General features: G+C 47.0%; 22 protein-coding genes and 2 riboswitches. Of the genes, 3 read left to right on the top strand and 19 right to left on the bottom strand.

Annotated features, from left to right (window positions below; translation table 11 throughout):
• The first annotated feature begins 244 nt into the window (after window positions 1–244).
• Together ASD24_RS29415 and ASD24_RS29410 are read left to right on the top strand one after the other, a co-directional pair.
• Window positions 245–1,384 (top strand): acyltransferase family protein, encoded by a 1,140-nt coding sequence (locus ASD24_RS29415; protein WP_056703944.1) that lies wholly within the window; start codon window positions 245–247, stop codon window positions 1,382–1,384.
• A 137-nt stretch (window positions 1,385–1,521) separates the two neighbouring features.
• The gene (locus ASD24_RS29410) at window positions 1,522–2,085 is read left to right on the top strand and encodes an acyltransferase (protein WP_056703942.1); all 564 of its coding nucleotides are present in this window, start codon (window positions 1,522–1,524) and stop codon (window positions 2,083–2,085) included.
• A 221-nt stretch (window positions 2,086–2,306) separates the two neighbouring features.
• Here the strand turns inward: ASD24_RS29410 and ASD24_RS29405 are convergent, their stop codons facing one another.
• The 5 genes from ASD24_RS29405 to ASD24_RS29385 form a co-directional block, all read right to left on the bottom strand.
• Entirely contained in the window at window positions 2,307–3,041 is a 735-nt protein-coding gene (locus ASD24_RS29405) for an ABC transporter permease (protein ID WP_056703938.1), read from the bottom strand.
• Window positions 3,042–3,752 carry an ABC transporter permease gene (locus tag ASD24_RS29400; RefSeq protein ID WP_056703934.1) on the bottom strand — a complete coding sequence of 237 codons (711 nt, stop codon included), beginning with the start codon at window positions 3,750–3,752 and terminating at the stop codon, window positions 3,042–3,044.
• A complete protein-coding gene (locus ASD24_RS29395) occupies window positions 3,749–4,663 on the bottom strand; it encodes an ABC transporter ATP-binding protein (protein WP_056703932.1) in 915 nt (304 codons plus the stop codon). Before ASD24_RS29395 ends, ASD24_RS29400 begins: the two co-directional genes overlap by 4 nt.
• 72 nt (window positions 4,664–4,735) lie before the next feature.
• On the bottom strand, window positions 4,736–6,277 hold the full coding sequence (locus ASD24_RS29390; protein ID WP_056703929.1) for a HAMP domain-containing sensor histidine kinase: 1,542 nt from the start codon (window positions 6,275–6,277) through the stop codon (window positions 4,736–4,738).
• Window positions 6,274–6,957, bottom strand: coding sequence for a response regulator transcription factor (locus tag ASD24_RS29385; RefSeq protein ID WP_056703927.1), 684 nt, complete (start codon window positions 6,955–6,957; stop codon window positions 6,274–6,276). The genes ASD24_RS29390 and ASD24_RS29385 overlap by 4 nt, the downstream gene beginning before the upstream one ends.
• A 308-nt stretch (window positions 6,958–7,265) precedes the next feature.
• Between ASD24_RS29385 and ASD24_RS29380 the strand changes: the two genes are divergently transcribed.
• Window positions 7,266–9,020 (top strand): alpha-glycosidase, encoded by a 1,755-nt coding sequence (locus ASD24_RS29380; RefSeq protein WP_056703924.1) that lies wholly within the window; start codon window positions 7,266–7,268, stop codon window positions 9,018–9,020.
• 198 nt (window positions 9,021–9,218) lie between these two features.
• Here the strand turns inward: ASD24_RS29380 and sdaAA are convergent, their stop codons facing one another.
• From sdaAA to ASD24_RS29310, 14 genes are all read right to left on the bottom strand, one after another.
• The gene (gene sdaAA / locus ASD24_RS29375) at window positions 9,219–10,157 is read right to left on the bottom strand and encodes an L-serine ammonia-lyase, iron-sulfur-dependent, subunit alpha (protein WP_056703921.1); all 939 of its coding nucleotides are present in this window, start codon (window positions 10,155–10,157) and stop codon (window positions 9,219–9,221) included.
• Window positions 10,147–10,836, bottom strand: a complete 690-nt coding sequence (gene sdaAB, locus ASD24_RS29370; RefSeq protein ID WP_056703919.1) for an L-serine ammonia-lyase, iron-sulfur-dependent subunit beta — start codon at window positions 10,834–10,836, stop codon at window positions 10,147–10,149. The genes sdaAA and sdaAB overlap by 11 nt, the downstream gene beginning before the upstream one ends.
• Before the next feature lie 112 nt (window positions 10,837–10,948).
• Window positions 10,949–11,084, bottom strand: a riboswitch (glycine riboswitch).
• 4 nt (window positions 11,085–11,088) lie between these two features.
• Window positions 11,089–11,214, bottom strand: a riboswitch (glycine riboswitch).
• 370 nt (window positions 11,215–11,584) lie between these two features.
• A complete protein-coding gene (locus tag ASD24_RS29365) occupies window positions 11,585–12,859 on the bottom strand; it encodes an MFS transporter (RefSeq protein WP_056703916.1) in 1,275 nt (424 codons plus the stop codon).
• A gap of 56 nt (window positions 12,860–12,915) precedes the next feature.
• A complete protein-coding gene (locus ASD24_RS29360) occupies window positions 12,916–14,535 on the bottom strand; it encodes a PH domain-containing protein (RefSeq protein ID WP_056703914.1) in 1,620 nt (539 codons plus the stop codon).
• Window positions 14,528–15,022, bottom strand: coding sequence for a PH domain-containing protein (locus ASD24_RS29355; protein ID WP_056703912.1), 495 nt, complete (start codon window positions 15,020–15,022; stop codon window positions 14,528–14,530). The genes ASD24_RS29360 and ASD24_RS29355 overlap by 8 nt, the downstream gene beginning before the upstream one ends.
• 36 nt (window positions 15,023–15,058) lie before the next feature.
• Window positions 15,059–16,144: a LolA family protein gene (locus ASD24_RS29350; RefSeq protein ID WP_056703908.1), complete on the bottom strand. Its 1,086-nt coding sequence runs from the start codon at window positions 16,142–16,144 to the stop codon at window positions 15,059–15,061.
• Between the two features lie 34 nt (window positions 16,145–16,178).
• On the bottom strand, window positions 16,179–17,645 hold the full coding sequence (locus ASD24_RS29345) for a sensor histidine kinase (protein ID WP_056703906.1): 1,467 nt from the start codon (window positions 17,643–17,645) through the stop codon (window positions 16,179–16,181).
• Entirely contained in the window at window positions 17,642–18,352 is a 711-nt protein-coding gene (locus tag ASD24_RS29340; RefSeq protein ID WP_056703904.1) for a response regulator transcription factor, read from the bottom strand. The genes ASD24_RS29345 and ASD24_RS29340 overlap by 4 nt, the downstream gene beginning before the upstream one ends.
• Window positions 18,353–18,829: 477 nt before the next feature.
• The gene (gene pstB / locus ASD24_RS29335) at window positions 18,830–19,585 is read right to left on the bottom strand and encodes a phosphate ABC transporter ATP-binding protein PstB (protein ID WP_056703901.1); all 756 of its coding nucleotides are present in this window, start codon (window positions 19,583–19,585) and stop codon (window positions 18,830–18,832) included.
• Window positions 19,586–19,598: 13 nt separating this feature from the next.
• Window positions 19,599–20,486, bottom strand: coding sequence for a phosphate ABC transporter permease PstA (pstA, locus tag ASD24_RS29330; protein WP_056704177.1), 888 nt, complete (start codon window positions 20,484–20,486; stop codon window positions 19,599–19,601).
• Window positions 20,487–20,488: 2 nt separating this feature from the next.
• A complete protein-coding gene (gene pstC, locus ASD24_RS29325; RefSeq protein WP_056703898.1) occupies window positions 20,489–21,424 on the bottom strand; it encodes a phosphate ABC transporter permease subunit PstC in 936 nt (311 codons plus the stop codon).
• 115 nt (window positions 21,425–21,539) lie between these two features.
• Entirely contained in the window at window positions 21,540–22,466 is a 927-nt protein-coding gene (locus ASD24_RS29320) for a phosphate ABC transporter substrate-binding protein (protein WP_056703895.1), read from the bottom strand.
• Between the two features lie 709 nt (window positions 22,467–23,175).
• A complete protein-coding gene (locus ASD24_RS29315; RefSeq protein ID WP_056703892.1) occupies window positions 23,176–24,468 on the bottom strand; it encodes an arsenic transporter in 1,293 nt (430 codons plus the stop codon).
• A 151-nt stretch (window positions 24,469–24,619) separates the two neighbouring features.
• Window positions 24,620–26,698 carry a methyl-accepting chemotaxis protein gene (locus ASD24_RS29310; RefSeq protein ID WP_056703890.1) on the bottom strand — a complete coding sequence of 693 codons (2,079 nt, stop codon included), beginning with the start codon at window positions 26,696–26,698 and terminating at the stop codon, window positions 24,620–24,622.
• Window positions 26,699–26,802 lie beyond the last annotated feature (104 nt).

The raw sequence follows: 26,802 nt of genomic DNA, 5'->3' as shown, positions 1-26,802 counted from the left end.
ATAACCATGTGAACACGCCTAGAAACAACTTTTTTTATTTTAACAGATTCCAATATTTTTTGAATTAATATCTCGTCTTAAATCCTCAAAATTCCTTTATAAAAAAATGGAAATTCATTCAATGCAATGTCATTTCATATACAGACGTTTATTGCTCAAGAAAAGATTGCCCCAAATTTATACAAAATTAACGATACATTTTGTATCAAACAAGTTATAATGGATACAAAAAAAGGATGTGCATATGTCAGTGAAAAAAGAGAAATTAATTGAAATTTATTTTCTCCGAAGTATCTCATGTCTAGCCATCGTACTCACACACTCGATCGGTTTCTCCACCAAGTTTTATGCCGACCTATTACATTCATCGCACGTCATTGGAAGAAACATTTTGGATAGTCTGAACCTTCTTCTCAAATTCGGCACCCCAATGTTTGTCTTTATCTCCATTCTCCTACTCTCCTACTCATACCGCGACGGAATTCGAAAGGGATTTCTCTTCAAACGCTTCAAGTACATCTTCATTCCATTTCTTATTTTCAGCGGAATATACAGCGGACTTGCTGTATCTGGATTTCTTGACGCCGAGAATCGGAGCTTCGGGAGCCTACCCAGCGTATTGTTCCAACATATCTTCCTAGCAGGATTCCACGGGTACTTCGTAGTGATTATCTTTCAATTCTACATACTGTTCTACCTGTTCAAAAGACATCTCGACCAATGGAACCCCTTAACTGTAATCACAGTCTCATTCATCATTAATATTGCTTATCTTGGATTTTTCAATTTTGTAGGCAAAATCGAAAGCATCCCGCTATCTGGCATCATCTGGAGTAGCTTTAATTGGCTGCCGTTTGTCGGCTGGTTGTTTTACTTCTCACTCGCCTACTACTGCGGTCGAAATATAGAACAATTCAAAGCTCTTCTTGCCAAACATAAAATCTGGGTCAACACGCTTCCATTTGTTCTGATGGGAATCGTATTATTCCTGTACCATAGCGGAATCCTTCCTGTCTCTGATTCCAAACGGATTGATATGCTCTTGCTCACGACCTTTCTCTTCTTCGGACTATATCAATTCGCAAGCCGTCTTCAGCGCGTTCCACGAAGCTTACTGCTCATCAGTGATTACTCCTTCGGAATCTATCTTGTTCACTGGTTCTATCTTCATCTGATGGCACAGTTACTACAAGCCGCTTCCTTATCATTAGGTTACTTCACTATTCCTGTTCTGTTCCTAGGCGCTCTCACTTTCTCCATCATCACCGTGTATTTACTCAATCGTGTTCGCGTTGGAAAATTCGTGGTGGGTCAGATTGGGAAGGGACGAAGTGCTAATCCTGTTCAGGTGGAGCGCAGCACCACAGGGGAAGTACCTGCCTAAGCTTAGATTTGGATTTCAATTCAGGTCTGAATTGAAATTTTCTTCTTCATTATAGAAGTGACGGATCATGCCATTAGGCATACTTCGTAATCCATAGTGGACTTTTCGATAAACCTCCAGAAAGGATGAAATTGAACATGGTATTTCCGAACAAGGTGAAGATTGCATATGGTAAGATGCGGGGATGGGCTGTGTTCGGAAAAATACAACCTACACTTGGATTACTGCCGAGAATAAGAGGCAAAGTGTATTTGAACAGATCGGGAGAACTACAGGTAGGCAAGCGACTTAACATCATCGGGAAACCATGGGGAACCCAGCTCACAGTCGTCAAAGGAGCCCGTCTAACGATTGGTGACGATGTCCTGATTAACGCAGGCGTAGGAATAGCAGCCAATATTGAGGTTGTCATTGGTAACAATGTGATGATTGGACCGCGCACAAGTATATTTGATAGTGCATATCACCGTATTGATTCTCTGGATGATGGGAGTGAGATGGCACAGCGAATTACAATTCAGGATAATGCCTGGATCGGAACAGGAGCTCTCATTCTTCCTGGTGTAACGATTGGAAAAAATGCCGTGGTCGCTGCCGGAAGCACCGTCACCAAAGATGTGCCTGATAACACCCTTGTGGCCGGAGCACCCGCCAAAGTCATTCGAGAACTAACCATCCATGACGGATGGATTAGAAGATAGAAAATAAGCTCGTGCTATAAAATGAACAAAGATCCCCTTCAGGCATTCACGCAGATCACATCTGCATGCTGTGCTTGAAGGGGATTTCCCCTTGGAAGAAGGGAATCAAAAAATCTGGGGATAACAGCGATCGAAAGGTTATTCAGTCGTCGAAGTGGTAAGTGTGAACCTTCTTTAGTTGAACTTATATATACCGAGAAGGAGCAAGGGAGCACATTCCATCAGATCTCTTTTTTCTTGAAATAGAGTATACCTGCGAGGATAAAAAGAACAGCACTTCCACCAACAACCGTCAGCATCGTCGCCAGTGGAACGTTGTAAGCTCCAAATCCCCCGCCCTCCATCGGTGCCATAAGAATGACCGGTTGCGCCCACGGATAATAAGGGCCAAATGTCACCGAGTTCACGATCAGAATATTCGGTACCGTTAGAGCAAAGTTCAGCGCTAGCGGTGCGGCAAAGCTACTCCAGATCAAGGACACCAGCAGTTGTAGAGCAGCGAGCGGCACACAGGCAAATAATCCAAGTGATAGCTTACCCGCAATTAATCCCCACGGTAATGGTTCCGTTATACCATGAACGAGACCTGCCAGCATAATGGCTGCAAATAGCAACACTTGCGTACCCGCAAGGAGTAACAGCACTATGGTGAGCTTGGCAGCATATACACCAGTGCGTGTAAGTGGTAAGACCAGCATCTGCTTCCATCCTCCGCCCGAATGTTCGAATCGGCAGACAAATGAAGTAAATACGCCGGTCAGAATCGGGAGCAACAATAAACCATGCAGGAGCACCATCGTACTCATTAGTACTTCCCATTGCCCCGAAGGCGTCGCCAGCAGCCCGATGAGTAACGCGATTAACGGGCTAAGCAAGATTAGAAGCCAGATAGGTGATTTTCCCATTTTTAATCGTTCAGAAGACAAGATACGGAAATAGGTTGTCGCAAAGCCCATCTACGCCACATCCTTCCGACTGAAATGCACCATGCCCATCAGCATAATCAAGATACCTACACCTAAGCCCAATGCAGGATAGATCAAGGAGCCTTTCCATGCCATCATCGACCAGGCAAGGGGGAAATGTGGTGAGATCGTCAGAGAAAACATGCCTGTTACTGCAAGAACAATACCAAACGTTACAGGTAAAGCCTGATTTTTAGAAACCATGGTCAGCCATAACTCGACCGATAATACAGGTAGTGCCCCCGCCAGCGGCAGAATACCTAATTTAACAATGGATATCCACGGAATCACACTTGCGTCGAACCCAAAGATTAATCCTAGACCGACAGTACCAACGGATAACAGTAAACAAGAAATGATAAGCAGCACACATGTCATAATGAACTTAGCTAAGTACACCGCTGGTCTTGAAATGGGTAAGGCCAATAGTTGCTTCCACGAGCCCTGTTCATGCTCCACATTCGCCATCATGGAACTGATAATGGTTGCTCCTAACATGAGCGCCAGGGGTACAAAGACGATGACATTCTCTAGCAGACCTTCCCATAGGTCACCGCCATAAATACCTTTTAGATAGTCCAATCGTAATCCAAAATTCAACGCCTGCATCAGTGTAAGACCAATCGGAGCTAGGAATATAAGAAACCAAATGCCCTTGCCACGAATCTTAAGCCAATCCGATGATAAAGCACGCCCCGTCATACGGTCGCCCCCTCACCAATCACCCGCATAAACAGGTGTTCCAATGATTGGCGATGTTCCTCCACGCGGTAGATGGCATGATCTTGCTCAACCAGACGCCTTACTAATAATGCGATAGCGCTATTATCCATGTACGGGAACGTCAGCACGGAACCTTGTCGTTGACCGAATTGTCCTTGCTCTCTAGCGAGCTTGATTGCGTCTTCCGGTTCGGACACCGTCAATTGAATTGAGCTGCCCGTTTGACTGTGTAGATTAGCGATGGTATCCTGCAGCACCATTTTACCCTCGCGAATAATGCCGACTCGGCTCGCCATCTGCTCCACTTCACTTAATAAGTGGCTGGATACAAGAACCGTAATACCATGTTCCAGCGGCATACGTTTGATTAACTCTCGGATCTCCTGAATACCTGCTGGGTCAAGCCCATTCGTAGGTTCGTCCAAGATCAATAACTCAGGCTCACCCAATAGGGCACTCGCGATACCCAGACGTTGCTTCATCCCCAGGGAATATCCTTTCACTGGACGTTTGGCATCCCGAGTCAGATCAACGATGGAAAGCACCTCCGCAATTCTCGACTTCGGCACGTTAATGATCCGGCGTAACGCTTCCAGATTCTCCACCGCATTCAGATGACCGTAGTACGAAGGATACTCGACAAGTGATCCTATACGCCGCAGAATATCCATGCGATCTTTGCGAATATCTTGGTCGAAGACTCGAATAACGCCCTTTGTTGGCTTAATTAAGCCTAGTAGCATGCGAATCGTTGTTGTTTTACCCGCACCGTTCGGACCTAAGAAGCCGTAGATATCTCCTTTTTTGATATGCAGATCAAGCTCACGTACTGCTGCACGATTACGATATGTTTTCCATAGATTAGCCGTTTGAATAATGTTATCACTCACTGTTTAATCACCTCGGATAACATCGTAACCCGCCAAGGTTAAAATCAACGTTATCTGAAGTTTAAGTTTAGTTTAAAAATGAGTCTTGTCGCCTTTCACTCCTGTACCGCTATATAGATAGATTCGAACCCCTTGGGCTGAACTGTCCACTTTCTTGCGAAGGCCCATCTCACGAACCAGCAGATCAACGATGGATAGACCAAGCCCTGTTCCCTTCGTTCCTGTATCCTCTAGCATGCCCGGGCCATGATCCTGAATAAGCAGAGCCGTCTGTCCTTGAATCTGCTCTGTCGAGATGCCAATATATTTGCCGGTTGCCGCATAACGAATAATGTTCTGAAACAGATTGTCGAGGATACGACGCACGCCTTGTTCATCTACCTGCCAGAGTAGAGGCTCGTCCGGTAGATCAATGTCGATATCAAACTGTTCCTTTTCCCATACTGGATACCATGCCGCAGCCGCCTCCCTAACAATCCGCAGCATATCCTTCTCCGCCAGCTTCAATGTATACTTTCCACTCGTCAGCAAGTTGTAAGATAACATGTTGTCGATAAGTCCACCCAGATCCTCCATCTTGGCTTCCATTCGCAGTAATGAACTATTGCCCGTATGACTTAGCTCCTCTTTGTGCAGAGCATGCATATGTCCTCGAATAACTGTCAAAGGTGTACGAAGATCGTGGGAAAGACCTGCAATGAGACGTTTACGCAGTTGCTCTTCTTCTCTCTCCCGCTGTCGGCTATCCGTAAGCTGACGTACCATATCATTGAATGACTCTTCCAGATGACCAATCTCGTCCTCTCTTCGGATATCGACAGGTAGCGGGATGCCTTCCTTGCCCGGTGCCATCATTGCCGTCTGTAAGCGGACTAACCGTTTGCGAATGCGAGCGAAGAAGAGAATCGACATCAGAATGAAGAACAGAAAGATGATGCCCATGAATAATCCTAAGTATAGGAGCTCCATCGGCCAGTTATTTTGTTGTTTCTGCATCAAGTACCGAGGAACCTCAATCACCATGAAACCTTTCCCCTTATCCTGATCGCCGCCTTCTATAAAAGAAACCACCGTGAGCGGATCTCGATACGTCGCTTCCTTCATAAATTGCAACGTACTCGCCGCATCCCACACCGTTGGCACTTGCGTCACGATGGTCTTCTCGTCATCCATCGTCCATCTCAGCGTCTTCATGACCATATTGCCCGCCGACACTTCTGACAGCGTTACTCCCTCACCGACTAACATAAAAACCGTATCCCCACGTTCATCCACGCGATACATGGAAGACTTCGGATACTTCTTGTGTAGCTGCTTGATCCGTTGATCAACCTCGGTTGAAGTGGCATCACCTAATTTCATCGCTTCTTTAGACCAGAGGTTGCTAATGTGGTTAACGTCACCATACGGTGCATCATTGTTAGAGCTGTTGTTCACCACAACCACATAAATAATAGATGTGATTGGAAGAACGACAGGCACGAATAAAATGGCTGCCAAAATAAGAAACATATAACGGGACATTAAAGATCGTCCGAAACGGAGCTTTTTCTTTTTCACAGACTTCTGCTCTTGTTGCTTCTTGACCTTACGTGAGCTTAATCGCCACGTCATGGCTTCTTCACGCGGTAACCGACACCACGGATCGTCTGAATGATGGTCGGATTAGCTGGATCACGCTCCAATTTCTCACGCAGATGACGAATATGTACCATTAACGTTTTGTCCCCATCCAGATAAGACTCATTCCAGACTGCTTCATAGATCTGCTCCTTCGTTCGAATCATGCCCATGTGCCGGAGCAGGTACGCAAAGATATGAAACTGTTTCCCAGATAGAATGACTTCCTCTTGCGTAAGCTCATTCACAATCCGGTTATCCTTCTCATAGATCGACAGATGATCAAGTTTCACAACTTCATCCGCAGCAATATTCGTCCCAGCCTTACGTAGTTGGACTTCGATTCTAGCTGCTAGTTCATCCGGATGAAAGGGCTTCGTGACATAATCATCGGCAAAATCAAGCCCGTGCAACTTATCGTCAATCGACGTTCTGGCCGAGAGCATCACAATCGGAATGGTAGGATGTTCTTTTTTGAGTCGCTGTCCTACCGTAAATCCATCCAGACCCGGAAGCATGACGTCAAGGATAATTAGAGAGCAGCCTTTGGCCGCCTCCGTTGCACCTTCACCACTTTCCAGCCAGATTACTTCATATTCACGTTCTTCTAGATCTGCTCTAACCCATGACGCAATTTCGACTTCATCTTCAATGTATAATAGTTTCTGCTTCATACGCTCGATTCGTTTCCCTTCTTTACCCTTTGGGTTAAATATATATTTGAAGCATATTAAAGAATGTTCAACATGCCTACTTTTTGAACCTGCACGATTAGGGCAAGCTTGTTGTATTCAATCAATACAAACGCATGACATCGGGGTACTGCGACCCCTCTACATTCCATTATAACCTAATCACTCATCTGGGAAATGTTACATAAGCACGTGGTGCTCTGCATCATGTAGAGTAGTCGGCCACATTCGAGGGATTACGATCCAACATGCCAACATACGCTGTGTGTTACGACGGGAGGATACTTACTATGCTGCTGGAAGCTATCTATCATCAACCGAAACGCAATTGGGCCTACGCCTATGACAAGGATACTGTTCGCTTGCGTCTACGCGCCAAAAAGAATGATCTCACCGAGGTACACGCCTTGACTGGGGACAAATACGCTTGGGAACAAACGAAAGAATTAATTCCTCTAACAAAGTATACGTCGGATTCGATGTTTGATTATTACGAAGGGCAAGTACGCCCTCCTTATCACCGTCTGAAATATGCTTTCCTCCTCAAAAGTGGAACGGAACAAATCTGGATGACCGAAACCGACTTCCAAGAGGAAGAGCCGGATGAGCCGGGGCGAATGTTTCAGTTCCCCTACATTCATGAAGGTGCTGTATTTACGCCACCTGCTTGGGTGAAAGATGCTGTCTTTTATCAGATCTTCCCCGAACGCTTCGCGAATGGCAATGCTGAACTTAATCCAGAGGAGGTGGAGCCTTGGGGCGGAGAACCGACACCATTTAATTTCTTCGGCGGTGATCTACAGGGCGTCATTGACCATCTCGATTATCTCAGCGAGCTTGGCATTAATGCGATTTATTTTACGCCAATCTTCGAAGCGACAACCAATCATAAATACGATACCGAAGATTATATGCGGGTAGACCGGCACTTTGGAGATGCAGAGACCATTAAACGGCTTGTACAGCTGTGCCATGATCGTGAGATTCGTGTCATTCTAGACGCAGTGTTCAACCATGCTGGGAAGACATTTGCACCATTCGTCGATGTACAGCAGAACGGAGCAGAATCCAAGTATAAGGACTGGTTCCACGTTCATGAATTTCCGTTGGATGTGAAGGACGGCATTCCCACTTATGAGACCTTTGGCTTCGAAGCCCACATGCCGAAGCTGAATACAGAGAATCCTGAGGTGAAAGCCTATCTGCTGGAGGTTGCCGAGTATTGGATCAAAGAGGTTGGCGCCGATGGCTGGCGGCTCGATGTCGCTGATGAAGTAGATGATGCCTTCTGGCGAGATTTCCGCCGTGTCGTGAAGGCTGCCAATCCGGAAGCCTACATCCTGGGCGAAGTGTGGAACGAATCGTCTGCTTGGCTGCAGGGCGATCAGTTCGATGCATCGATGAATTATCCGTTTACCGAAGCGGTCAATCATTTCTTTGTCAAAAATACAATGCATGCTGAGCAATTTGCCAATTCCATTGGTCGTCAATTATCACGCTATCCTCATCAGGCGAGCGAGGTCGCTTTTAACTTGTTAGACAGCCACGACACGCCCCGCTTGCTCACTCTCTGTGAAGGGGATCAACGGAAGATGAAGCTGGCTGCGTTATTCCAATTCAGTTTTATGGGTGCGCCATGTATCTATTACGGAGACGAGATTGGGCTAGACGGTGATCATGACCCTGATTGTCGCAAATGTATGGAGTGGGATGAGGCGAAGCAAGACCGCGAACTGTTCGACTTTTATCAAAAACTTATTGCACTCCGTCATGCTCATCCCGCTCTACGCGCAGACGGTACCATCCGATTCCTACAAGCCCGCGAAGGCGGTAGCCAGCTTGTCATGGAACGTCAGAATGAAGAAGAACGCATTCTAATCCTGTTCAATCGCTCAGAAGAAACTGCCATCGTTGAGCTGGAGACGGATACAGATGATTGGAATGAGCTGTTTGGCGAGAAGCACCGAATCGCGCTGGAGGATGGGATACTTGCGATCGAGCTTCCTGCTTACGGATATGCGGTGTTAAGCCTGGCTCTGGAATAATATGAAGTTCGTGCGAAGCTTCATCCAGAAGCCTTGCATGATGTCAGCACTCGGCACGGGGCGGATGCTACAATTGGCACACGGTACGAATTAGACACAGTACAACACTACCCTTATGCCAGCTTTTCGTTTCGAACCCATGTACGCCAAAGAGGCGCCAGCAGAAGGTTACTACGCTGCTAGGCGCCTCTTCCTATGTTATTCTGAAGCAGAATCCGCTTCCCCGTCTGTTTCTAACTCTGGTTCCGGTGCACGTTTTGCCTTCGGTTTAGCAAGCTTCTCCATCATTTTCCGACCTGTCGGGGTCTGAGCCAGTCCCCCCTGAGCTGTCTCCCGGTGCCTGCTTGGCATAGCACTACCTACTTCAAGCATGACATCAATGACTTCATCTGACGGAATGGCACTACGTACTCCGGCAAGCGCCATATCAGCAGCGGCTAGAGCGGTTACGGCTCCTAGTCCGTTACGGACGATGCAAGGAATTTCGACGAGTCCTGCGACTGGATCGCAGATGAGACCGAGTGTATTTTTCAACGCCAAACCAACCGCATGAACGACCTGCTCCGGCGTGCCTCCACGTAACTCCACCATAGCACCTGCCGCCATACCAATCGCAGAACCTACCTCAGCCTGACAGCCACCCTCAGCACCGGAGATAAACGAATTGTTCGCAATTACATAACCGATCGCTCCAGCGCAGAACAGTCCGTAGACCAGGTGCTCGTCACTCCAGCCAAAACGCTCTTGGGAACTGATGAACACACCCGGGATGATGCCGCACGAACCCGCTGTCGGGGTAGCGACAATTCGCCCCATAGATGCATTGACTTCAGAGACACACAGGGCGTATGCCATTGCAAGAGCCGAAGCATCACCTGAGCAAGTCTCCCCTTTACGAATGTATTCCGCCATCCTCTTACCGTCTCCACCGGTCAGACCACTACGGGACACCGTATCTTCATTCAGCCCTTTATGAACCGCTTCCTTCATCACCTGATAATATTCAGACATCTGTTGCACAACATCCGCTTCCGGCGTATTCGTCTCTTGGACTTGTTCTTCAATCATCAACTGAGCAATAGTCTTGGATTCAGCCGTGCAGATCGTATTCAGTTCATGCAAATGCTTAAATCGCATCTGGACTCACTCCCTTCTTCAAATCTATTACACGAATATCCAGCACATGATCCAGCGACTTCAAGCGGCTTAACATATCCGGGTCTGGTGCTCCATCCATCTCCATTGCAGTCAAAGCTTCACCATCCCGAGCTTTCCGGTCTACCTGCATATAGCCGATGTTCACGCCTGAGGAGCTAATCGTAGACGTGACAGATGCGAGCACCCCTGCTTTGTCAGCATGACGCAGCACCAATGTTGGGAACTCCCCGCTGATCTGGACGCGAAAATCATTCAAGGCATGCACAGACACACTGCCGCCGCCAATGGACGCACCGATCAATGAGCATTCACGGTCACCTTGCCACAACTCAATTTTGACCGTATTGGGATGGGGAGCAGGCAAGCCACTTGTGAAAAACTCAACCTCCATACCCGCCTGTTCTGCATACTCTTCAGCATCCGGTATTCGCGGATCGTCTGTCGCATAATCAAGCAATCCACCAATTAGAGCAAGATCTGTGCCGTGCCCTTGATACGTATCGGCAAACGATCCGTATAATGTCAGCCGGGCGCGCTCTGGCGTGCAACCCAACCACTGACGAGCTATTCTGCCGAGCCTCGCCGCTCCAGCCGTATGTGAACTTGAAGGCCCTGTCATCGACGGACCAATAATTGAGAAAACATCTTTAAAACGCATCCAAAAACCCTCCATTTGTATTCGTCATGTCCATCCAGATACTCAACCATAATGTTCCATTATTACTGAATGATGACATCAAAAAAGGACAGAAGAAGGCCTTAAGCCCTCTCTCTGTCCTCGATACCTGAGAGTTTCATGATCAACAGCGTTCATTCGATACAGTGCATGCCTTGTTCTTACACATACTGTACCAGGCTGTTTAATCATATACCCCTTGGGTGGCGCATCATGCGCACTCTCCAGAGTTGCGTCCAACGATGGTACATTTACCTGAGAGATTAACCGCCGCGCCGGGTGCGCAGGCAGCTTGCTCCTTCGGTGCCTGATCGCAGGCCATCTTACTCAGCTCGCCCAGGTCTCTCCCGCTCGTTATCATTCGCTGTATTAAAATTAAAAAACATTTAGTCATCCGACGAAAACATAATCTTACTCATTAAGATTAATCGACCGGAAGTTTCATGTCAATAAACTTAACGATTTGTTGGTTCCCCACCACATGTAAGCGTTAACTACTGTGAACTTTTGTCACATCGGTATTCAACCTGCTCATTTATCTGCATCTCTGTTGTTAATTCTATGTATGTTCAGGTGTGTCCTAAGTTTCGGGTATTCAGGCAAACTTCTCTCCGAAACACCCCATATGACACACCCCTGCTCCAACTTACTTACTTACTTACTTACTTTCTTTCTTTCTTTCTTGGCGAGCTATCTCACTTATGCAGTTCGTTCCCAGCTTCGGTCTAACCTACTTCATCGTCGCACTCTTTGTTACAGCCTCTTGATAATACGAACTTCTTGAAGGAAGCAAACTGGTAATCCATAAGATAAGTGCCACTAACATCATCGCCGCCGAGACAACCGTATACACCAGACGAAGAGATAGATACTCTGCCACTACCCCTGCAATCAAAATAGAAGCTACCTGAAGCGCGCTCAGCATCAGTCCAATGACACTGCTCATCCTGCCCATGAGATCTACTGGAATATTATTTTGGTAAAAGGTGACCAGACCTGTGTTGGCAAGTGCCGAACACAATCCAAGCAGGATAAATGCGAACGCTGCCAGCTCGAAGGAAAACGAGCGTGCAAATAGGAAATAACCAAGCGAGACCATAAGCACGCCAATCCCCATCATATGACGGATCGGAATATGTTTGGCGAGCAGGGTGACAAGCAACGAACCGACTAGATAACCGATGCCGGTAACACTCATCAATGCCCCATATTGAGATTCAGACAAGTTCATCACCTGACGAATAAACACAACTTCCTGCGCATCCAGCGACATGCCAATGACGAGAACAATCTGAAATATGACGTATATCCCGACAACGTAACCGCTCTTGCGACTAAACCTCAGCACGGCTTGCCAGTCCTGAGCGATGATCCGTGGTGACAATCTCGACTTCCCACCACTCTGCTCACCTATACCCAGTTTCGGTAACAGCATAAGAATCAGTGCGGACACGGCAAACGAAACACTATTCACGTAGATCGCCGCTGCAGGGGATAAATAGAACAATAATACGCCAGCCACAGCAGGCCCTGTAATAAAAGCTCCTGAGCTAATGAGTGCCTGCAACGAATTGAATCGTTTGCGCCGCTCAGCCGGTACCAGCCGAGTAATGTACACCTGGGAAGAGGGTACAAATATTGAGGATGACATACTAATTAGAAACATCACAGCATACATCATCCATAGATTTGAAAATAAGGGAAGTGTGGCTACCAGCAATGCCCGCACGATATCCGCACCAATCATCAACTGGCGTTGATCGTAGCGGTCAATAACACTGCCTGACCAGAACTTGGTGCATACTGAAGCGATTGGCGAGATGATCCATAACCCCGCTACAGCCGCTGGAGATTGCGTCATGTTCAACACCATCAGGTTGATAGCCACAATGTAGATGAAATCACCCAGATTGGATATGCCAACCCCACCCAATAACAGTCCAGCATGCTTCCAACCACCAGGCTTGTTACCAGGCTGCTCTACCCGCCCCTGGCTGTTCTCCATCTGTCGTTTCCCCCTCGACTTTTAATAGAAAGAAGAAGTACCTATTCGTTGATTAGTCACGGCTTACTGCGTACAGCGTGTTGAGCAGCTTGATGCATCCAATTCTGGACGGCAACTGCATGAGCTTGATCCAAGAAGGTAGCCTTCCAGCCGCCACGGTTTACCATCAATGTTGCCTCTACGGTTAGCAATGACCTAGCACGTTGACGGGATGTTGCTATGGCATTCACCGTAACCACATGGGGGCGGCGCATTAACACGGTTAAACGGGAGATCTGCCGATGGCGGATCAACAACTGCTTCCCATATATGTTCAGCCCTTCATCCTTGTAGCGTGCATATCCCCACCAACCGAACACAGGCAGCAGTAGGAATAACCCCATACCCACCATGCCAAAATATATCGTTCCAGCGACTCCAACCAGCATGGCAATCAGCAGTTTCCAACGGAGAAACAACCAGAGCGCCCGTGACGGCGGCTTCGCTATATCTGCTTGTAATTCATATTGTGGCACGATGCTTGCAAGCAGTTCGTTCACCTCACGCATGGGTAGCAGCGGGTGAAGCATCATTTTTTTCTCCTTCTCAGAAGTCAGTACATAAATCTCAACCTCCGCATACCCGAACGGTTGACGCAGCAGTCCTTCTCGAATAGCTACTGCCTGCACCTTGGTAGGTGAAAACACATGCTTTTTGCGTTCCAGCAGACCCGAGACAATGGAGATATTCCCACCCTCGCGTTCTACCGTGAACCCAGCATACTTAATTGTAAATAACACCGCTGATAGAATCCAAGCGAGTAGAAACATGAGAGGAATAAGACCCAGCCACCATATGGCCGGCAAACTCCCCGCTTCCTCCACTAGACGTCGATAAAAATGATCTGGTAACAAATCATCTGCGAAGGAATAGGTCCCTGTAGCAAAAACGAGAAGAAGCGGCAGATTCATGGTTGTTAATGCCCCCACGAACAGTCTACCCGCCGACAATCGTAGCAGCGGTTCCTGCTGCACAGGCACTTCCGTTTCAACAGACTCTGGAACTTCTAAGCGTTCCACCCTGCTTGGTCTAGAATCTGCACCCGGCTGATGAGCTAAACCTGATTCTGTACCCGGCTCACCTTCAATTCCGGCATACTCACCATGGATTCCTATCTCGGTATCAGAAGTCTCCATCTGTTGTCCGGGTGTGACCGCAGCAGGTTCTTTCACCACAGCCTCACTCCGCTTCTGATACAACCACCGCTCCACTCGCTTCGCTTCATCAACACGGAGCGCCGGTAACACACCATCCGCCTCTTTACTGCCACCGGGCGTCTCAATCTTAAGCTGTGCGATTCGAAGCATTCGCTGAATTAGAGGCTGTTGTGTCTGTACAGCATGGATCCGGCTGAAATAGATAGATCTCTCTTCCCGTACAAACATCCCCCGCCGTAGCACAATACGATCCTCTTGCAAGGTATAGCTGAATTTCCGCCATTTCAGCCAGCCATATAGAAGAGAGGGCAGCAATACTACCGCGATTCCTCCTGCGTAGAGATACCAGGGAATTGCGCTCCAATTAAGCCTTTTGAGTACCAATAGAATGAAGAACGGTAGTAACGATTTCAGGACACTGAATAAGGGAAATAAAATGTAACTTTTGTGTAGATGCCTCAGTTCACTCATGTCATTCATCGCGATCTTCCACCTTGGCTAAATGCCCGATATTTCGTTTGAGTTGCTCCGCTTCCTCCCGCTCCAGACCAGCGATGACAAGTGTTGCTGCCGCAGTAACGATGCTAACCTTGGCTAATCCATATTTACGCAGCAACGGGCCGCTCTCCAACTCTACCTGCTGCACACGTGTCATAGGCACAATCGTATCGGTGATCCACAGCCAGCCGGAATGAATTTCAAGCTCATCCTCAGCAACTCGGAAACTGAAATAACGATATTGAAGAGCTGGCAGAGCCCAGCCAAACCACATGAAAGACACGATGAACAGCCCTAGTGCAGCCCAGCCTGGCCACAACGTCCAATCTCTAGCCCATGCGACAATCAGATATCCAATGGCCAAAAGAGTCAACAGCCCATTGACCATAAGGGTCGTCAGGGCTGTAGCTTGTTTGACTTTTGGGTGGAGACGCCGCAGTTCTCTGTTGTTAAGCTCTGTGTTATCCATTGCGTGACTCACACTCTCCTACAATTCAAATTAAATCTAATTTGAAAGCTTCAGTTCTTTCGCCCAAGCCTGAAGCCTCTCCATCGTCCATTCTTCGTTCTCACCCATAATGGAGTAACGCAATCCATTCTCAGTCCATGATATGTTTCGTATGCTCTTCATATACGAACCCTCGGTACCCCGAACTTCCACCTTGGATTCATCGGGCAGCAGTGTATTATCAACATTTTCATCCGGCGCATTGAATACCGTTAGACTCACTTCAACCTTATCGTTGTTAATGTAATACAAGGTCACTTCATTCCTGCCGAACGCTCCGCTTGATGAATACATCTCAATCCGTGATAGCTCCAACTCACCGTTCAGATCCTGCAAAAAGGGTTGTCCCAAAGCTTGCTCAGCTTCTTCCAGACTCACTTCCGAACTCTGGGTCAGATCGTTCAGATCCTTCACATCGACTTCCTTGGGGATGTCAATCACGAACGTATCCTCAGAAAATTCCGGATCATATTGTATCGGATCATAGACCATTTCTGACTTTTCATCACCATATGTGCTGATGACTTTAACAATCATCCATGTTTTAGGGTCTACCCAGTACTCGGAGGAAATGGATAAGGTACCCTCTTCTTTTGGCGTCAGCTTAATGTGAATGACTCCCTGTTCATGAAGTTCTTCCTGTCCCATCATATCCACATCATGGGAATTCCGCAACCTTTCCAGCTGATTCACCAGCATCTGTTTTTGAGTCTGTTCAGGCTGTTGTCCCATGGCAGATACGTTCATTGAATACGCCGTGCCCGTCTCTTTTTCGTAAATGGTAATGTTCGTTCCGTCATTGACCGCGTAGCTGATATTGCCATTCTCCTCTGTTTCTGTGCGCTTACGTCCTGTCTCTCCATCGACCCATTCCTTTATGTGCATCGTGTGACTCAATTTGTCATCCGACCACATTTTCATTACACCTTCGGCATAGTATGAGGCAGGTTTCGTTTCTGCATGGACAACTTTCTCGATCATCTCATCTCCTGACAGGCCAACCAGATCCTTCTCCGCGCAACCTCCGAGCAGTGACCCTGCAAGTAGGGCTGTACCGAGCATCATCCATCCTTTTTTCATCATTGTCATTCATCCTCTCTCATTTCGTTTAAGGGCTTTACATCTCAGGCAATCGGCATACAGCCAGCGTACCTAATCCTTCTGCCGACCACATGCGCATCTCACCTCCATGCTTGATGGCAATCCGTTTGGCTATGCTTAATCCCAGACCCGAACTGCCCGCGTACGCCTTCTCTTCCTGGTTCTGATGTTGAACATAAGGTTCAAAAATACGATTCAGCTGTTCTTCGGGAATAGCAGGCCCTTCATTTTGCACCAGAATTAATGTTGATCCCGTTCTGAAGTTATCTAGCTCCAACACCAGTGTTGATATGATCCATTCTGGAAGCTGCTGATCTGAAGCAATAACACCCAGGCCCACCACACCGTTTGTACTTGTGTGACGCAGTGCATTGTTAATCAAATTATCTGTCAGACGCATCAGTTGCTCGGGATGGAGCCAGTAGAGGCGGTCTGTGCGGACAACCGTTTTCACATCAATCTGTCCATGCTCGACGAGTCCCCCATAACTTCCGAGAAGCATATCGAAGAACTCCTCTCCTTCTACCTCAACCATGGCCATCTCCAATTCACTGGAGCCCAGCGCCGTATACATTTCAAGTTCACCAATCATGTGCTTCATCCGGTTCACATTACCAAACAACACATCCCGGTAGTCCCGTCTCTCTGAAGGTTCTAGTGGAGTGCCAACACTAAGTGCCTCCGCATAGGCACTGATGGACATTAATGGAGTCTTCAGATCATGAGACAGCGAAGCGACCATGAGCTCTTTCTCTTTTTGTTCCTTCTCCACCTCTGTCTGAGTCTGCCTGACTTTCTCCTGCATCGCATCGAATTGCTCTAGCAGCATACCCATTTCATCCCGACGTGCCGCCGGTCCGTCATCCATGGGAATTTCCCCTCGCGCAAATGCATGCATTCGATCCATCAGATGTCTCATCGGACGAAAAAGCTTTCTGGATAGCAGCCAGAGCACCGTGCCATATAATAGGATAAAGAAAACACCGGCGAACCCAATGACCCAGGTTGTCCGAATCGAGATGCCTTCCAGCCACTCTCTGCGAAGCATGGTAATCTCGTATATCCCAATCAGCTTGCCTTTTTCCCATACTGGCTTTTTCAGCGTAAACGTACGATGACGAATCTGCATGTCGTACAAATTGCGATATAGCTCCGAACCCCTGACGGTATAGGCTCCAGCAGACAAGGCATCCCCGCCGGATGTGTACACCCGGATACCTGAAGGTAAATAGAGGTCTACGTTCACTTGATCACTAGCCAGTCCAGAGAGCGAAGCATAGGCATCCGAAGATTGCAGCCGATACAGACCCGGGTCAGATAACCTCTGCTCAATGGGAGCCAGCCGTCCGGATAACTCTATATATTCCGCTACGGAGCGCTGGTCGCTATGGTAGTTGTACAGGGAAATTAGTGCCCATCCTGCAGCGACAGGGAGCAGCATCACAATAAGAAAGGCAATCATCAACCAGTACTTCAGCTTCATTCCACTATCTCTCCTATAAATCGGTATCCGCTGCCCCACACAGTCTGAATCCAGCGTGGTTGATGAGGTTCGTCACCCAGCTTGGCTCGCAAGCTCTTTACATGGACGGTAACCGTACCCGAGCTTCCCGCAACTGGCTGATTCCACACATGTTCATACAGCTCAGCTTTGGTGAATGCACGGCCTGGATGAGAGGATAGTAGCGTGAGTAAAGCCCACTCCTTGCTTGTCAGTACGACATCTTCCCCACGAATCTGGACCTGTTGATTGAATGGGTCGATCGACAACTCGTCGTTGTATTGTTGATGGGTCGATTCCGGCTTGACACCCTGGTATCTGCGATATCTGCTCAAGTGGGATTTAATGCGGGCTGTAAGTTCTGCCAGGCTGAACGGCTTGGTAATATAATCGTCAGCGCCCAGACCGAGACCCCTGACCTTACTCTCTTCTTCGATGCGCGCACTCATCATAAGCAGCGGAATGTCGCTGATCAGGCGGATATTTTTACATACCGTGAACCCGTCCATCTCCGGCAGCATCAGATCCAGCAAGACCATTTGATACGTTCCCTCCCTGAAATCTTCCCAGCTCTCCAGACCGCTCGAAGCCCAAGTCACTCCATATCCCTCACGCCGAAGATGGTCCATCAAAATGCGGGCGATTTCCGGATCATCCTCCACCAGCAATATGTTCACATTGTCTCTCATCGCTGTTTCATCCTCTCATGACTGTATTGTAGCGAAATCCATATACCTCTCCGCAGAGTTTATACTTTCTTCATAATTGCGTTCTTCAATATATGAAACAATACGTACGCAAAAAGAGCCTCCTGAGTTCAGGACGCCCCAATTACATTGGTTGACGCACGTTGTCGTGATGTCTTCATCTCTGTGTTATACATATATAATTCAAGAAGATACTGCCATTCTCGAACGTTTTCCGAATCAGGCCAAAGTCCTCACTGGTAAAGATGCCCCTCTTCCAGCTTATTATCGTAGCATGATTGTTTTGACTGTGGCAAACTTTCCCATATTATATTTACTTGAATTATTGAAGATATCTATCCTATAGATGTAAAAGAGAGCATAACCCCTGGCGCGTTCGCCCAAGAATTATGCCCTCTTATTTCTCTATATGTTCTATCCAACGTTAGTTCCGATGTTCTCCAACCACTCCAGTTGTCATTAACCGAAACGTCCCATAATGTATTCCTGTGTCAGGCGATTGTCCGGGTTAGTAAAAATATGCTCTGTATTCCCGTGTTCAATCATGCTGCCCAAATAGAAATACGCGGTAAAATCTGAGATCCGTGCTGCTTGCTGCATGTTGTGCGTTACAATAACGATCCGTAGATCCTTCTTCAGTTCGGAAATTAATTCCTCCACTTTACCCGTAGATACCGGGTCAAGTGCAGATGCCGGCTCATCAAGCAGCAAAATCTGCGGGTCAACCGACAGTGCGCGTGCGATACACAGACGCTGTTGTTGTCCACCAGATAGTGACAAGGCCGACTCGTTAAGTCTGTCCTTCACTTCATCCCAAAGGGCTGCACGGCGCAGGCTTTTTTCCACAATCTCATCCAATGCCTTTTTACTCTTCGTACCGCGATAGCGGGGGCCAAACGCGATATTGTTATAAATAGACTTATGGAATGGATTGGGCTTCTGCCACACCATGCCGATCTTCTGGCGAAGCTTGATTACATCTGTACCCGGCTCGTTCAGGTCATTACCGTCCATCCAGATATGACCTTCTGTACGAGATCCGGCGATCTCATCATTCATTCGATTCAACGAACGAAGGAACGTCGATTTACCGCAACCTGACGGACCAATAAGGGCCGTCACGCTCGCTTCAGGGAATGCCAGACTAATCTGTTTAACCGCCTGGAAATGCCCATAATATATGCTTAACTGTTCCGTACCAAAAGGTATGGCCATGTGGGATTCCTCCTTATTTCGAAGCTGTCATGCGACGGTATACAACCCGACCGATCCAGCGTGCACTTAGATTGAAAGCCAGCACGAGAATGACAAGGACTGCGGATGCACCTGCTGCAACTTCCTTGGAATCTGGGCCAATGCCTTCACTGTTAACTTTCCAGATATGAACGGCCAGCGTCTCTGCTGGACGGAATGGATTGAGCGGTGATCTAGGGCTCGTAGGATTCCAATCTGTGAAATCCAGCGGCGGACTACTCATCCCTGCTGTAAACATGAGGGCAGCCGCTTCACCAAAGATCCGGCCAGAAGCGAGAATGGTACCCGTAATCAAGCTCGGTAGAGCTACAGGCAGCAAGATGGATGTGATGATCTTCCACTTGGACAATCCAAGTGCCAATCCAGCTTCCTTCTGTTCCTTAGGAACTGCACGGAAGGCTTGCTCCGTTGTACGCACCATAAGCGGTAAATTGAAAATAGCAAGGGCTAACGCACCCGAGATCAAGGAGAAGCCTAAGCCGAATGTATTTACAATGAGTAAAAGTCCGAACAAACCGATAACGATCGACGGGAAGGAGGACAATACCTCAACAACTAAACGAATGAAGCTTGTGATCCGTCCTGGTTTGGCATATTCCGCCATATATATTCCTCCGCCCCAACCGAGCGGAATGGTAATAATGAGTGTTAACACAAGCAAGAATATCGAGTTGAAGAGTTGTGGTCCAATACCGCCTCCACCTTTGAGCAGTTGCGGTGCGCTGGTCAGGAAATGCCAGTTCACCTGGCCGATCCCCCTTGCCAAAATAAACCCAAGTAATCCAAGCAACAATACAACGATGAATAATGCTAATACGACGATGACGTATGTCGCAATTTTATCTACTGTTTTGGCCTTCATCTTCATACCCGGTTCCTCCTTTCAAGCAAGCGAACCAGAATAACGAATACAAAGGTCATTACGAGCAATACCAGTGCCATACTCCAGAGCGCATTATTATGAACCGAGTTCATTGTTGTGTTACCCATACTTAGCGTGATAACACTTGTTAAGGTTGAAGCGGATTCAAGCAGGGACGTCGGTACATGTGGTGCGTTACCGATAACCATCTGCACAGCCAGCGCTTCACCAAACGCACGAGCCATCCCTAGTACAACACCTGTTAACAAAGCGGGCAATGTCGTTGGAATAATAACGCGGTAGATCGTTTGCCAGCGGGTAGCACCCAAAGCGTATGAAGATTCACGTAACCCTTTTGGCAATGCAGATAGTGCATCCGCCATTATACTTGTCACCGTAGGAAGAATCATTACAGCAAGAACAAGACATCCGGCTGCAATCCCTACACCTGTTCCACCAAAGATACTACGCAGCAAAGGTACGATAACACTGAGACCGATAAATCCGTAAACCACGGACGGGATTCCGGACAAAAGCTCAATCGCAGGCTGCAATATTTTTTTTCCTTTACCCGGTACAATCTCTGTCATGAAGAGTGCTGCGCACAGGCCAAGTGGACTTGCAATCAACGCTGCAAGTAAGGTTGTAATGAAAGATCCGGTAATGAACGGCAATGCTCCATAGAATGCAGGTTCCCCCGTTGGATTCCACGTTTTTCCGCCAAGAAATTCACTTACGCTTATTCCATTTGTGAAAAATGTAGATAAGCCTTTGGACGCTACAAAATAAACGATGGAAAACATAACAACGATAAGGAAAACGACACAAATCGACGTATAGATCCGTCCCGTCCACTCTTCCCAGTAGTGCTTCTCTTTCAAGGGCCGGCGAGGTTTCAACTTATTCTTCATCACCGTTCCCCCTTCGGTCTGTTCCATAACAACCATCCTTCTATAGTAGAATTAATGCAAAATGTGGGATTACATCAGAGCAAACCGCGTAAAGAGGCGGGACCTAAGTCCGCCTCTTTCGCTGTATGCGCAAGTTCAAAGATTATTGAATCACGTTACCTGCTGCATCGCGTTTTACTTTCATGCCAGACATTGGAATGTATCCAAGCTCTGTTACATCGTTTTGTTGAATTTCATCACTCAAGATGTAATCCAGGAATGCTTTTGTTGCTGCATCCGGCTCACCTTTTGTGTACATGTGCTCGTAAGCCCATACCGGATATGTTCCTGCTTCTACGTTCTCAACCGTTGCTTCTACACCTTCGTATTTCAATACTTGCAGGCTGTCATTCAGGTAAGACAGTGCCAAGTAACCGATAGCGCCTGGTGTTTCGGATACCAGTTTAGTTACGTTACCAGAAGAATCTTCTTGGATTGAACCTGGGATATCATCCATTTTTGCACCGAGAGCATATTTTTCAAAAGTGGCGCGTGTACCTGAACTGCTCGGACGGTTCACAATAACGATCTTCAGATCCGCACCGCCAACTTCTTTCCAGTTGGTCACTTTACCGGAGAAAATGTCGACAAGCTGTTGCTTAGTTAAATCGGTTACACCTGTATCTTTGTTGCTAACTGGCGCCATAGCGACAACGGCTACTTGATGATCAACCAATTCTTTTACTTTAGCTTCGTCTTCCAGCTTCTCTTCAGCAAATACATCAGAGTTACCGATTGTAGCTTGTCCGTCGGATACTTGTGTCAGACCTGTACCACTACCGCCACCTTGCACTTGAACCGTTACGTTCTTATATTCATCAACTGCCATAAATTTCTGTCCAGCTTGTTCTACCAGAGGTAGCAATGCTGTTGATCCGACAGCTAGAATGTTACCACTAAGTTCAGTAGCAGCTTCGCCTGATCCATTGCTTGCAGCACCCTCTGTACCAGCGTCATTTTTCGATCCACATGCTGCGAGTACCAGTACGAACGTTAAGGTCATCAAAATAAACGGCAACTTTTTAAACATAGTTTTGTTTTCCTCCCCCAATTTGGTGATGGCGTTTTGTGAATTTGTTTGTTCACCATCAACTCTTTAATCATTGTAGTGTCGGTATGTCATCTCAAAATCATTGTTTTGTAAACGCAATGTTAAAAATGTAGGCTGTTCATTGGAAATTATTTGGGATTAATTGAGCTGATTACACTGCTCAGAGCGGTCGTTCCGGGTACGGATCGTTCTTCCGATCGCTGTTGTCTCCAAATTTTTTCGATTATATTGTTAACTGTTAAAATTCGGAGACAAAGGCGAACGCTATCGCTTCTTCAGAATCGATTCCGTTCCCTCCACTGCTGTACGCATTATAAATCCCAAAACATTTCAATCTACAGCCTAGGAGGAGGGCAAAAAAGAGCAGACCTACAATGAGTTATTTCACTTCCCATTGTTAATCGTGTTTAACAATGGGCGATGGAATTCAGGAGAGACTGGTCTTGTGTATATGCTTTTTGATTAGAAAGAAAGAGAATTTGTTCCTTCTGAGGATCTGTTTCTTCTATAAGAAGAAAACGAAAAGATATTATAGAAGAAACTGAAGCAGAGAAAGATAAGAAATGCAGAGGGAAATAAAAAAAACTGCTCAAGTGAGTGCATCAGCACCTACTGTGAGCAGTTTTCTTTTGATTTTTTTTACAATTGATCAGATTGTATAGAAGCTATTAATGTTAAATCATTTCTACTAACCTAGGATCCACAACCATAATGCCAGACCCGCAAGCGTAATTAGCAATGTCGGTATGGTTAAGATCACGCCAACCTTGAAATAATATCCCCATGTGATTTTCACACCTTTACGTGATAACACATGCAGCCATAGTAAGGTTGCAAGCGAGCCGATCGGCGTCATTTTGGGACCAAGATCAGAACCGATCACATTACCATAAATTAATGCTTCTCGTACAACGCCTTCGGCATTCGCACCATGAATCGCTAATGCGTTAATCAGCACGGTAGGCAGATTGTTCATCACCGAGGATAATACTGCAGCAATGACACCCATACCAACCGATGCAGCCAGCACTCCATGTTCTGCGATTGCATCAAGCCAGCGGCTCAAGTGGTCGGTCAAGCCTGCGTTACGCAGCCCGTATACGACGATATACATCCCAACGGAAAATACAACGATTGACCACGGTGCTTCCATCACTACCCGTTTCAAATTAACTGCTTCGCTCTTACGCGCAAGCCAAGCAAATAGTAGTGCTACAGCACCTACGATAACCGAAACTGGAATCGGAAGAAACTCACTTAGCGCATACGCAACCAGCAATAGCACCAACATGAACCATGCAATGCGGAACACACGTGGGTCGCGAATAGCTTCCTTTGGATCACGCGCAGCGGTGATATCATAACGGAGCGGTATGCTTTTACGATAAAACAAAAATAACATCACTGTGCTCGCGACAATGGAAAATATATTGGGCACAATCATCTTCACCGCATATTCCAGAAACGTAATGCCAAAATAATCAGCAGATACGATGTTAACTAAGTTACTGACGACGAGAGGCAGTGATGTTGTATCCGCAATAAAGCCACTGGCCATGACAAAAGCCAGCACCATGCGTTCATCAAACTTGAGAGCCCTTACCATAGCCAAGACGATTGGTGTCAAAATAAGTGCTGCGCCATCATTGGCAAAGAGTGCTGACACAGCCGCTCCCAGCAAGATCGCGTATATGAATAACCTGCGTCCATCGCCTCCAGCAAGTCTAGCCATATGTAGCGCTGCCCACTCGAAGAATCCCGTCTCATCAAGAATTAATGAGATCATAATAATGCCGACAAAGGCTAGCGTTGCGTTCCATACGATGGAAGCGACATCCGATGCATCATTTAAGCTGACAACACCGCAGAGCAGCGCTAGGATCGCTCCACCCATAGCAGACCAACCAATCCCCAGCCCTCGCGGCTGCCAGATAACCAGTGTAATGGTTAAAATAAATATTAAGATGGCTATATATGTCATGAATCCTCCTGCGCCCCTAAATTCTTCTATTATACGATTACACCGCAACCGGTACGGAATAACCAGACGATCTAGTTATACAGGGCAACAAGAGGATTGTCTATCTTTATTTTCTTGCAGTAAATGGTTTAGAACATTAATCCGTTATCACTTAGGATTTGTCGCTTTTCTTCGGCGTATCTTCTACCATTTTGAACATTCCCAAGAGTCCTTGGAGCTGTTCAGCCATGCTGTTCAAATGTGCAGAAGATGATGCTATCTCTTCAACAGATGCTAATTGTTCTTGAGACGAAGCCGATACGGATTCGGTGTTCGCCGCCGATTCTTGCGTTACGATGGAAATATCATTCATCGCTTGCGCTACTTGAGATGCACCGTGCTCCATCTGTTTCGTTGTTTCGGATAGATCATCAAGTGTATGAACAACGTCTTCTACGGCAGTGCGAATCTGAGCAAATGATTGCCCTGATGTATTTACCGCTTGAATACCATCGCCTACACGAGTCTGAGCTGCATTCATCGCATGAAGGGCTGCATCCATATCCGTTCGGATGTTATGAACCAATTCCCCGATCTGTGCCGCAGAGCTTCCGGATTCCTCAGCAAGCTTACGCACTTCTCCAGCTACAACCGCGAAGCCTCGACCTGCATCACCCGCTCTTGCCGCTTCAATGGACGCATTCAACGCCAGTAAGTTGGTTTGTTTCGAGATAGATGCAATGACATCGACCATGCTGCCGATCTCTACGGAGCGAGCATTCAAGGATTGTACTACCGTCGCCAGTTGTTCCACCGTTTCCTGAATGCTATTCATCTGTTCCATCGCTTGGCTTGCTGCCTCGTTGCCTGATTGAGCTGCACCCGAAGTATGACGCATGTTCGTAGTAATGGATTGTACACGCTCAGACATAAGACGTACGTCTTCCGCCATACGGCTCATTTGGCCTGAACCTTCTTTGACACTCTTCACTTGCTGCTCTGCACCTTCGGCAAGCTCCTGTACCGCCAGCGTAGAGTGCTCAATCGCTTTGGTTGTTTGTTCTGCACTAGCGGATAACTCCTGTGAAGAAGCTGATACTTGCTCTGTCGTTTCTTGTACACCAAGAATCATCATGCGCAGGTTATCAACCATCCGTTCAAAGTACTTCGCCAAGTCACCCACTTCATCTTTGCGACCTGTTTCCATTTTGACAGTCAGATCACCCTTACTTACCGCTCTAGCTGATTCTTGCAGTCGTTTGATTGGACGCAACATGGAGCGCGTAAACCAAATAATAAAGATCAGGGTAAGGAAGGTTGCTGCCAGAATGACAATAAATGTTGCCATGCGAATATCTTTACTTGCTTCGGTGATCTCACTTTTAAACATCGTGCCGGCAATTTTCCAGCCTGTTGCTTCATTAGTTGAGAATATCATCATTTTCGACTGATCATTGTAAACGTAATCGAACTGTCCTTCTTGCTTCTCGTACATCTCATTTAAGGTGTCGCTTTCCTCCTGCGTTCCAGCTTCCACAACTGGAGAAACGACATAATTTTTGTTGGCATCCATAATAATGACATAGCCTTCTTTACCTACCCTGATGGATGCCTGTTCACGTAGATCCGTCAGGTCCATGGAGAGACCAATTACAGCAGATTGATCGCTCAACGTTTTGGAGATAAATACAACAGCTTTTCCATCCGTATTAAGGGACACATTCGATACAGCGGCAGTGCCTGGCTTCGCCATCGCAAGCTTGTACCACTCCCGTTCCCTTGGATCGTAGGCATCGCCCCGCAAGCTACTTTCCGTCGGTATTCCCCGAACCATGACTCCCTCTGTCGTACCTACAAAAATATTATTTGCATCCGGGTGTAAACCCAGGTATTGTTCCAGCTTCGCCTGAAGCTCAGTGCTATCGTTCTCTCCCTTAATAAGGCTTGAATCAAGAGAATCGGCAAAATAATTAATGTCGTTGATTTTATAACTCACTTGGCTCTCCACGATGGAATTCGCTGTACTCACACTTTGCACAGCACTATCCATCATTTGTTCTTGCACGCTGTCCTCAGCAATAATTAACGTCACGAAGCCGATCGCTATACTAGGCAGAATCAGAACCGCCAAGAACGAAACCAATAGTTTGTTCCTTATGTTCCAGACAAAGCCTTTCTTTTTAGTCTTCTTTTTACTATTTTTTGGTTTGGCCGGTTTAGCCGCTTTGGTTTGCTTTTGATCCTGGCTCATCACGTTTCTCCCCCTCAAATATCTGAATTGCCCTCATTCTCTTTTATGTATGGACTACTCTTAAAGGCCTATATTATATATCGGCTAGATGGGGGTAATTATTT

The sequence above is a fragment of the Paenibacillus sp. Root52 genome, assembly GCF_001426865.1.
GTDB lineage: Bacteria > Bacillota > Bacilli > Paenibacillales > Paenibacillaceae > Paenibacillus.
Note: the sequence above shows the minus strand (reverse complement) of the source record. Positions and strands in the feature narration are given on the sequence as shown.

What these genes read in the sequence shown, in the direction of transcription:
- ASD24_RS29360 (WP_056703914.1), bottom strand. Translation starts at nt 14,535, where the DNA reads ATGAATGACATGAGTGAACTGAGGCATCTACACAAAAGTTACATTTTA.
- ASD24_RS29355 (WP_056703912.1), bottom strand. Translation starts at nt 15,022, where the DNA reads ATGGATAACACAGAGCTTAACAACAGAGAACTGCGGCGTCTCCACCCA.
- ASD24_RS29345 (WP_056703906.1), bottom strand. Translation starts at nt 17,645, where the DNA reads ATGAAGCTGAAGTACTGGTTGATGATTGCCTTTCTTATTGTGATGCTG.
- ASD24_RS29320 (WP_056703895.1), bottom strand. Translation starts at nt 22,466, where the DNA reads ATGTTTAAAAAGTTGCCGTTTATTTTGATGACCTTAACGTTCGTACTG.
- sdaAB (WP_056703919.1), bottom strand. Translation starts at nt 10,836, where the DNA reads ATGCGTTTTAAAGATGTTTTCTCAATTATTGGTCCGTCGATGACAGGG.
- ASD24_RS29350 (WP_056703908.1), bottom strand. Translation starts at nt 16,144, where the DNA reads ATGATGAAAAAAGGATGGATGATGCTCGGTACAGCCCTACTTGCAGGG.
- ASD24_RS29405 (WP_056703938.1), bottom strand. Translation starts at nt 3,041, where the DNA reads ATGGGCTTTGCGACAACCTATTTCCGTATCTTGTCTTCTGAACGATTA.
- ASD24_RS29400 (WP_056703934.1), bottom strand. Translation starts at nt 3,752, where the DNA reads ATGACGGGGCGTGCTTTATCATCGGATTGGCTTAAGATTCGTGGCAAG.
- pstB (WP_056703901.1), bottom strand. Translation starts at nt 19,585, where the DNA reads ATGGCCATACCTTTTGGTACGGAACAGTTAAGCATATATTATGGGCAT.
- sdaAA (WP_056703921.1), bottom strand. Translation starts at nt 10,157, where the DNA reads ATGCGATTTAAGCATTTGCATGAACTGAATACGATCTGCACGGCTGAA.
- pstC (WP_056703898.1), bottom strand. Translation starts at nt 21,424, where the DNA reads ATGGAACAGACCGAAGGGGGAACGGTGATGAAGAATAAGTTGAAACCT.
- ASD24_RS29310 (WP_056703890.1), bottom strand. Translation starts at nt 26,698, where the DNA reads ATGAGCCAGGATCAAAAGCAAACCAAAGCGGCTAAACCGGCCAAACCA.
- ASD24_RS29410 (WP_056703942.1), top strand. Translation starts at nt 1,522, where the DNA reads ATGGTATTTCCGAACAAGGTGAAGATTGCATATGGTAAGATGCGGGGA.
- ASD24_RS29385 (WP_056703927.1), bottom strand. Translation starts at nt 6,957, where the DNA reads ATGAAGCAGAAACTATTATACATTGAAGATGAAGTCGAAATTGCGTCA.
- ASD24_RS29340 (WP_056703904.1), bottom strand. Translation starts at nt 18,352, where the DNA reads ATGAGAGACAATGTGAACATATTGCTGGTGGAGGATGATCCGGAAATC.
- ASD24_RS29380 (WP_056703924.1), top strand. Translation starts at nt 7,266, where the DNA reads ATGCTGCTGGAAGCTATCTATCATCAACCGAAACGCAATTGGGCCTAC.
- pstA (WP_056704177.1), bottom strand. Translation starts at nt 20,486, where the DNA reads ATGAAGGCCAAAACAGTAGATAAAATTGCGACATACGTCATCGTCGTA.
- ASD24_RS29365 (WP_056703916.1), bottom strand. Translation starts at nt 12,859, where the DNA reads ATGGAGAACAGCCAGGGGCGGGTAGAGCAGCCTGGTAACAAGCCTGGT.
- ASD24_RS29390 (WP_056703929.1), bottom strand. Translation starts at nt 6,277, where the DNA reads ATGACGTGGCGATTAAGCTCACGTAAGGTCAAGAAGCAACAAGAGCAG.
- ASD24_RS29315 (WP_056703892.1), bottom strand. Translation starts at nt 24,468, where the DNA reads ATGACATATATAGCCATCTTAATATTTATTTTAACCATTACACTGGTT.
- ASD24_RS29415 (WP_056703944.1), top strand. Translation starts at nt 245, where the DNA reads ATGTCAGTGAAAAAAGAGAAATTAATTGAAATTTATTTTCTCCGAAGT.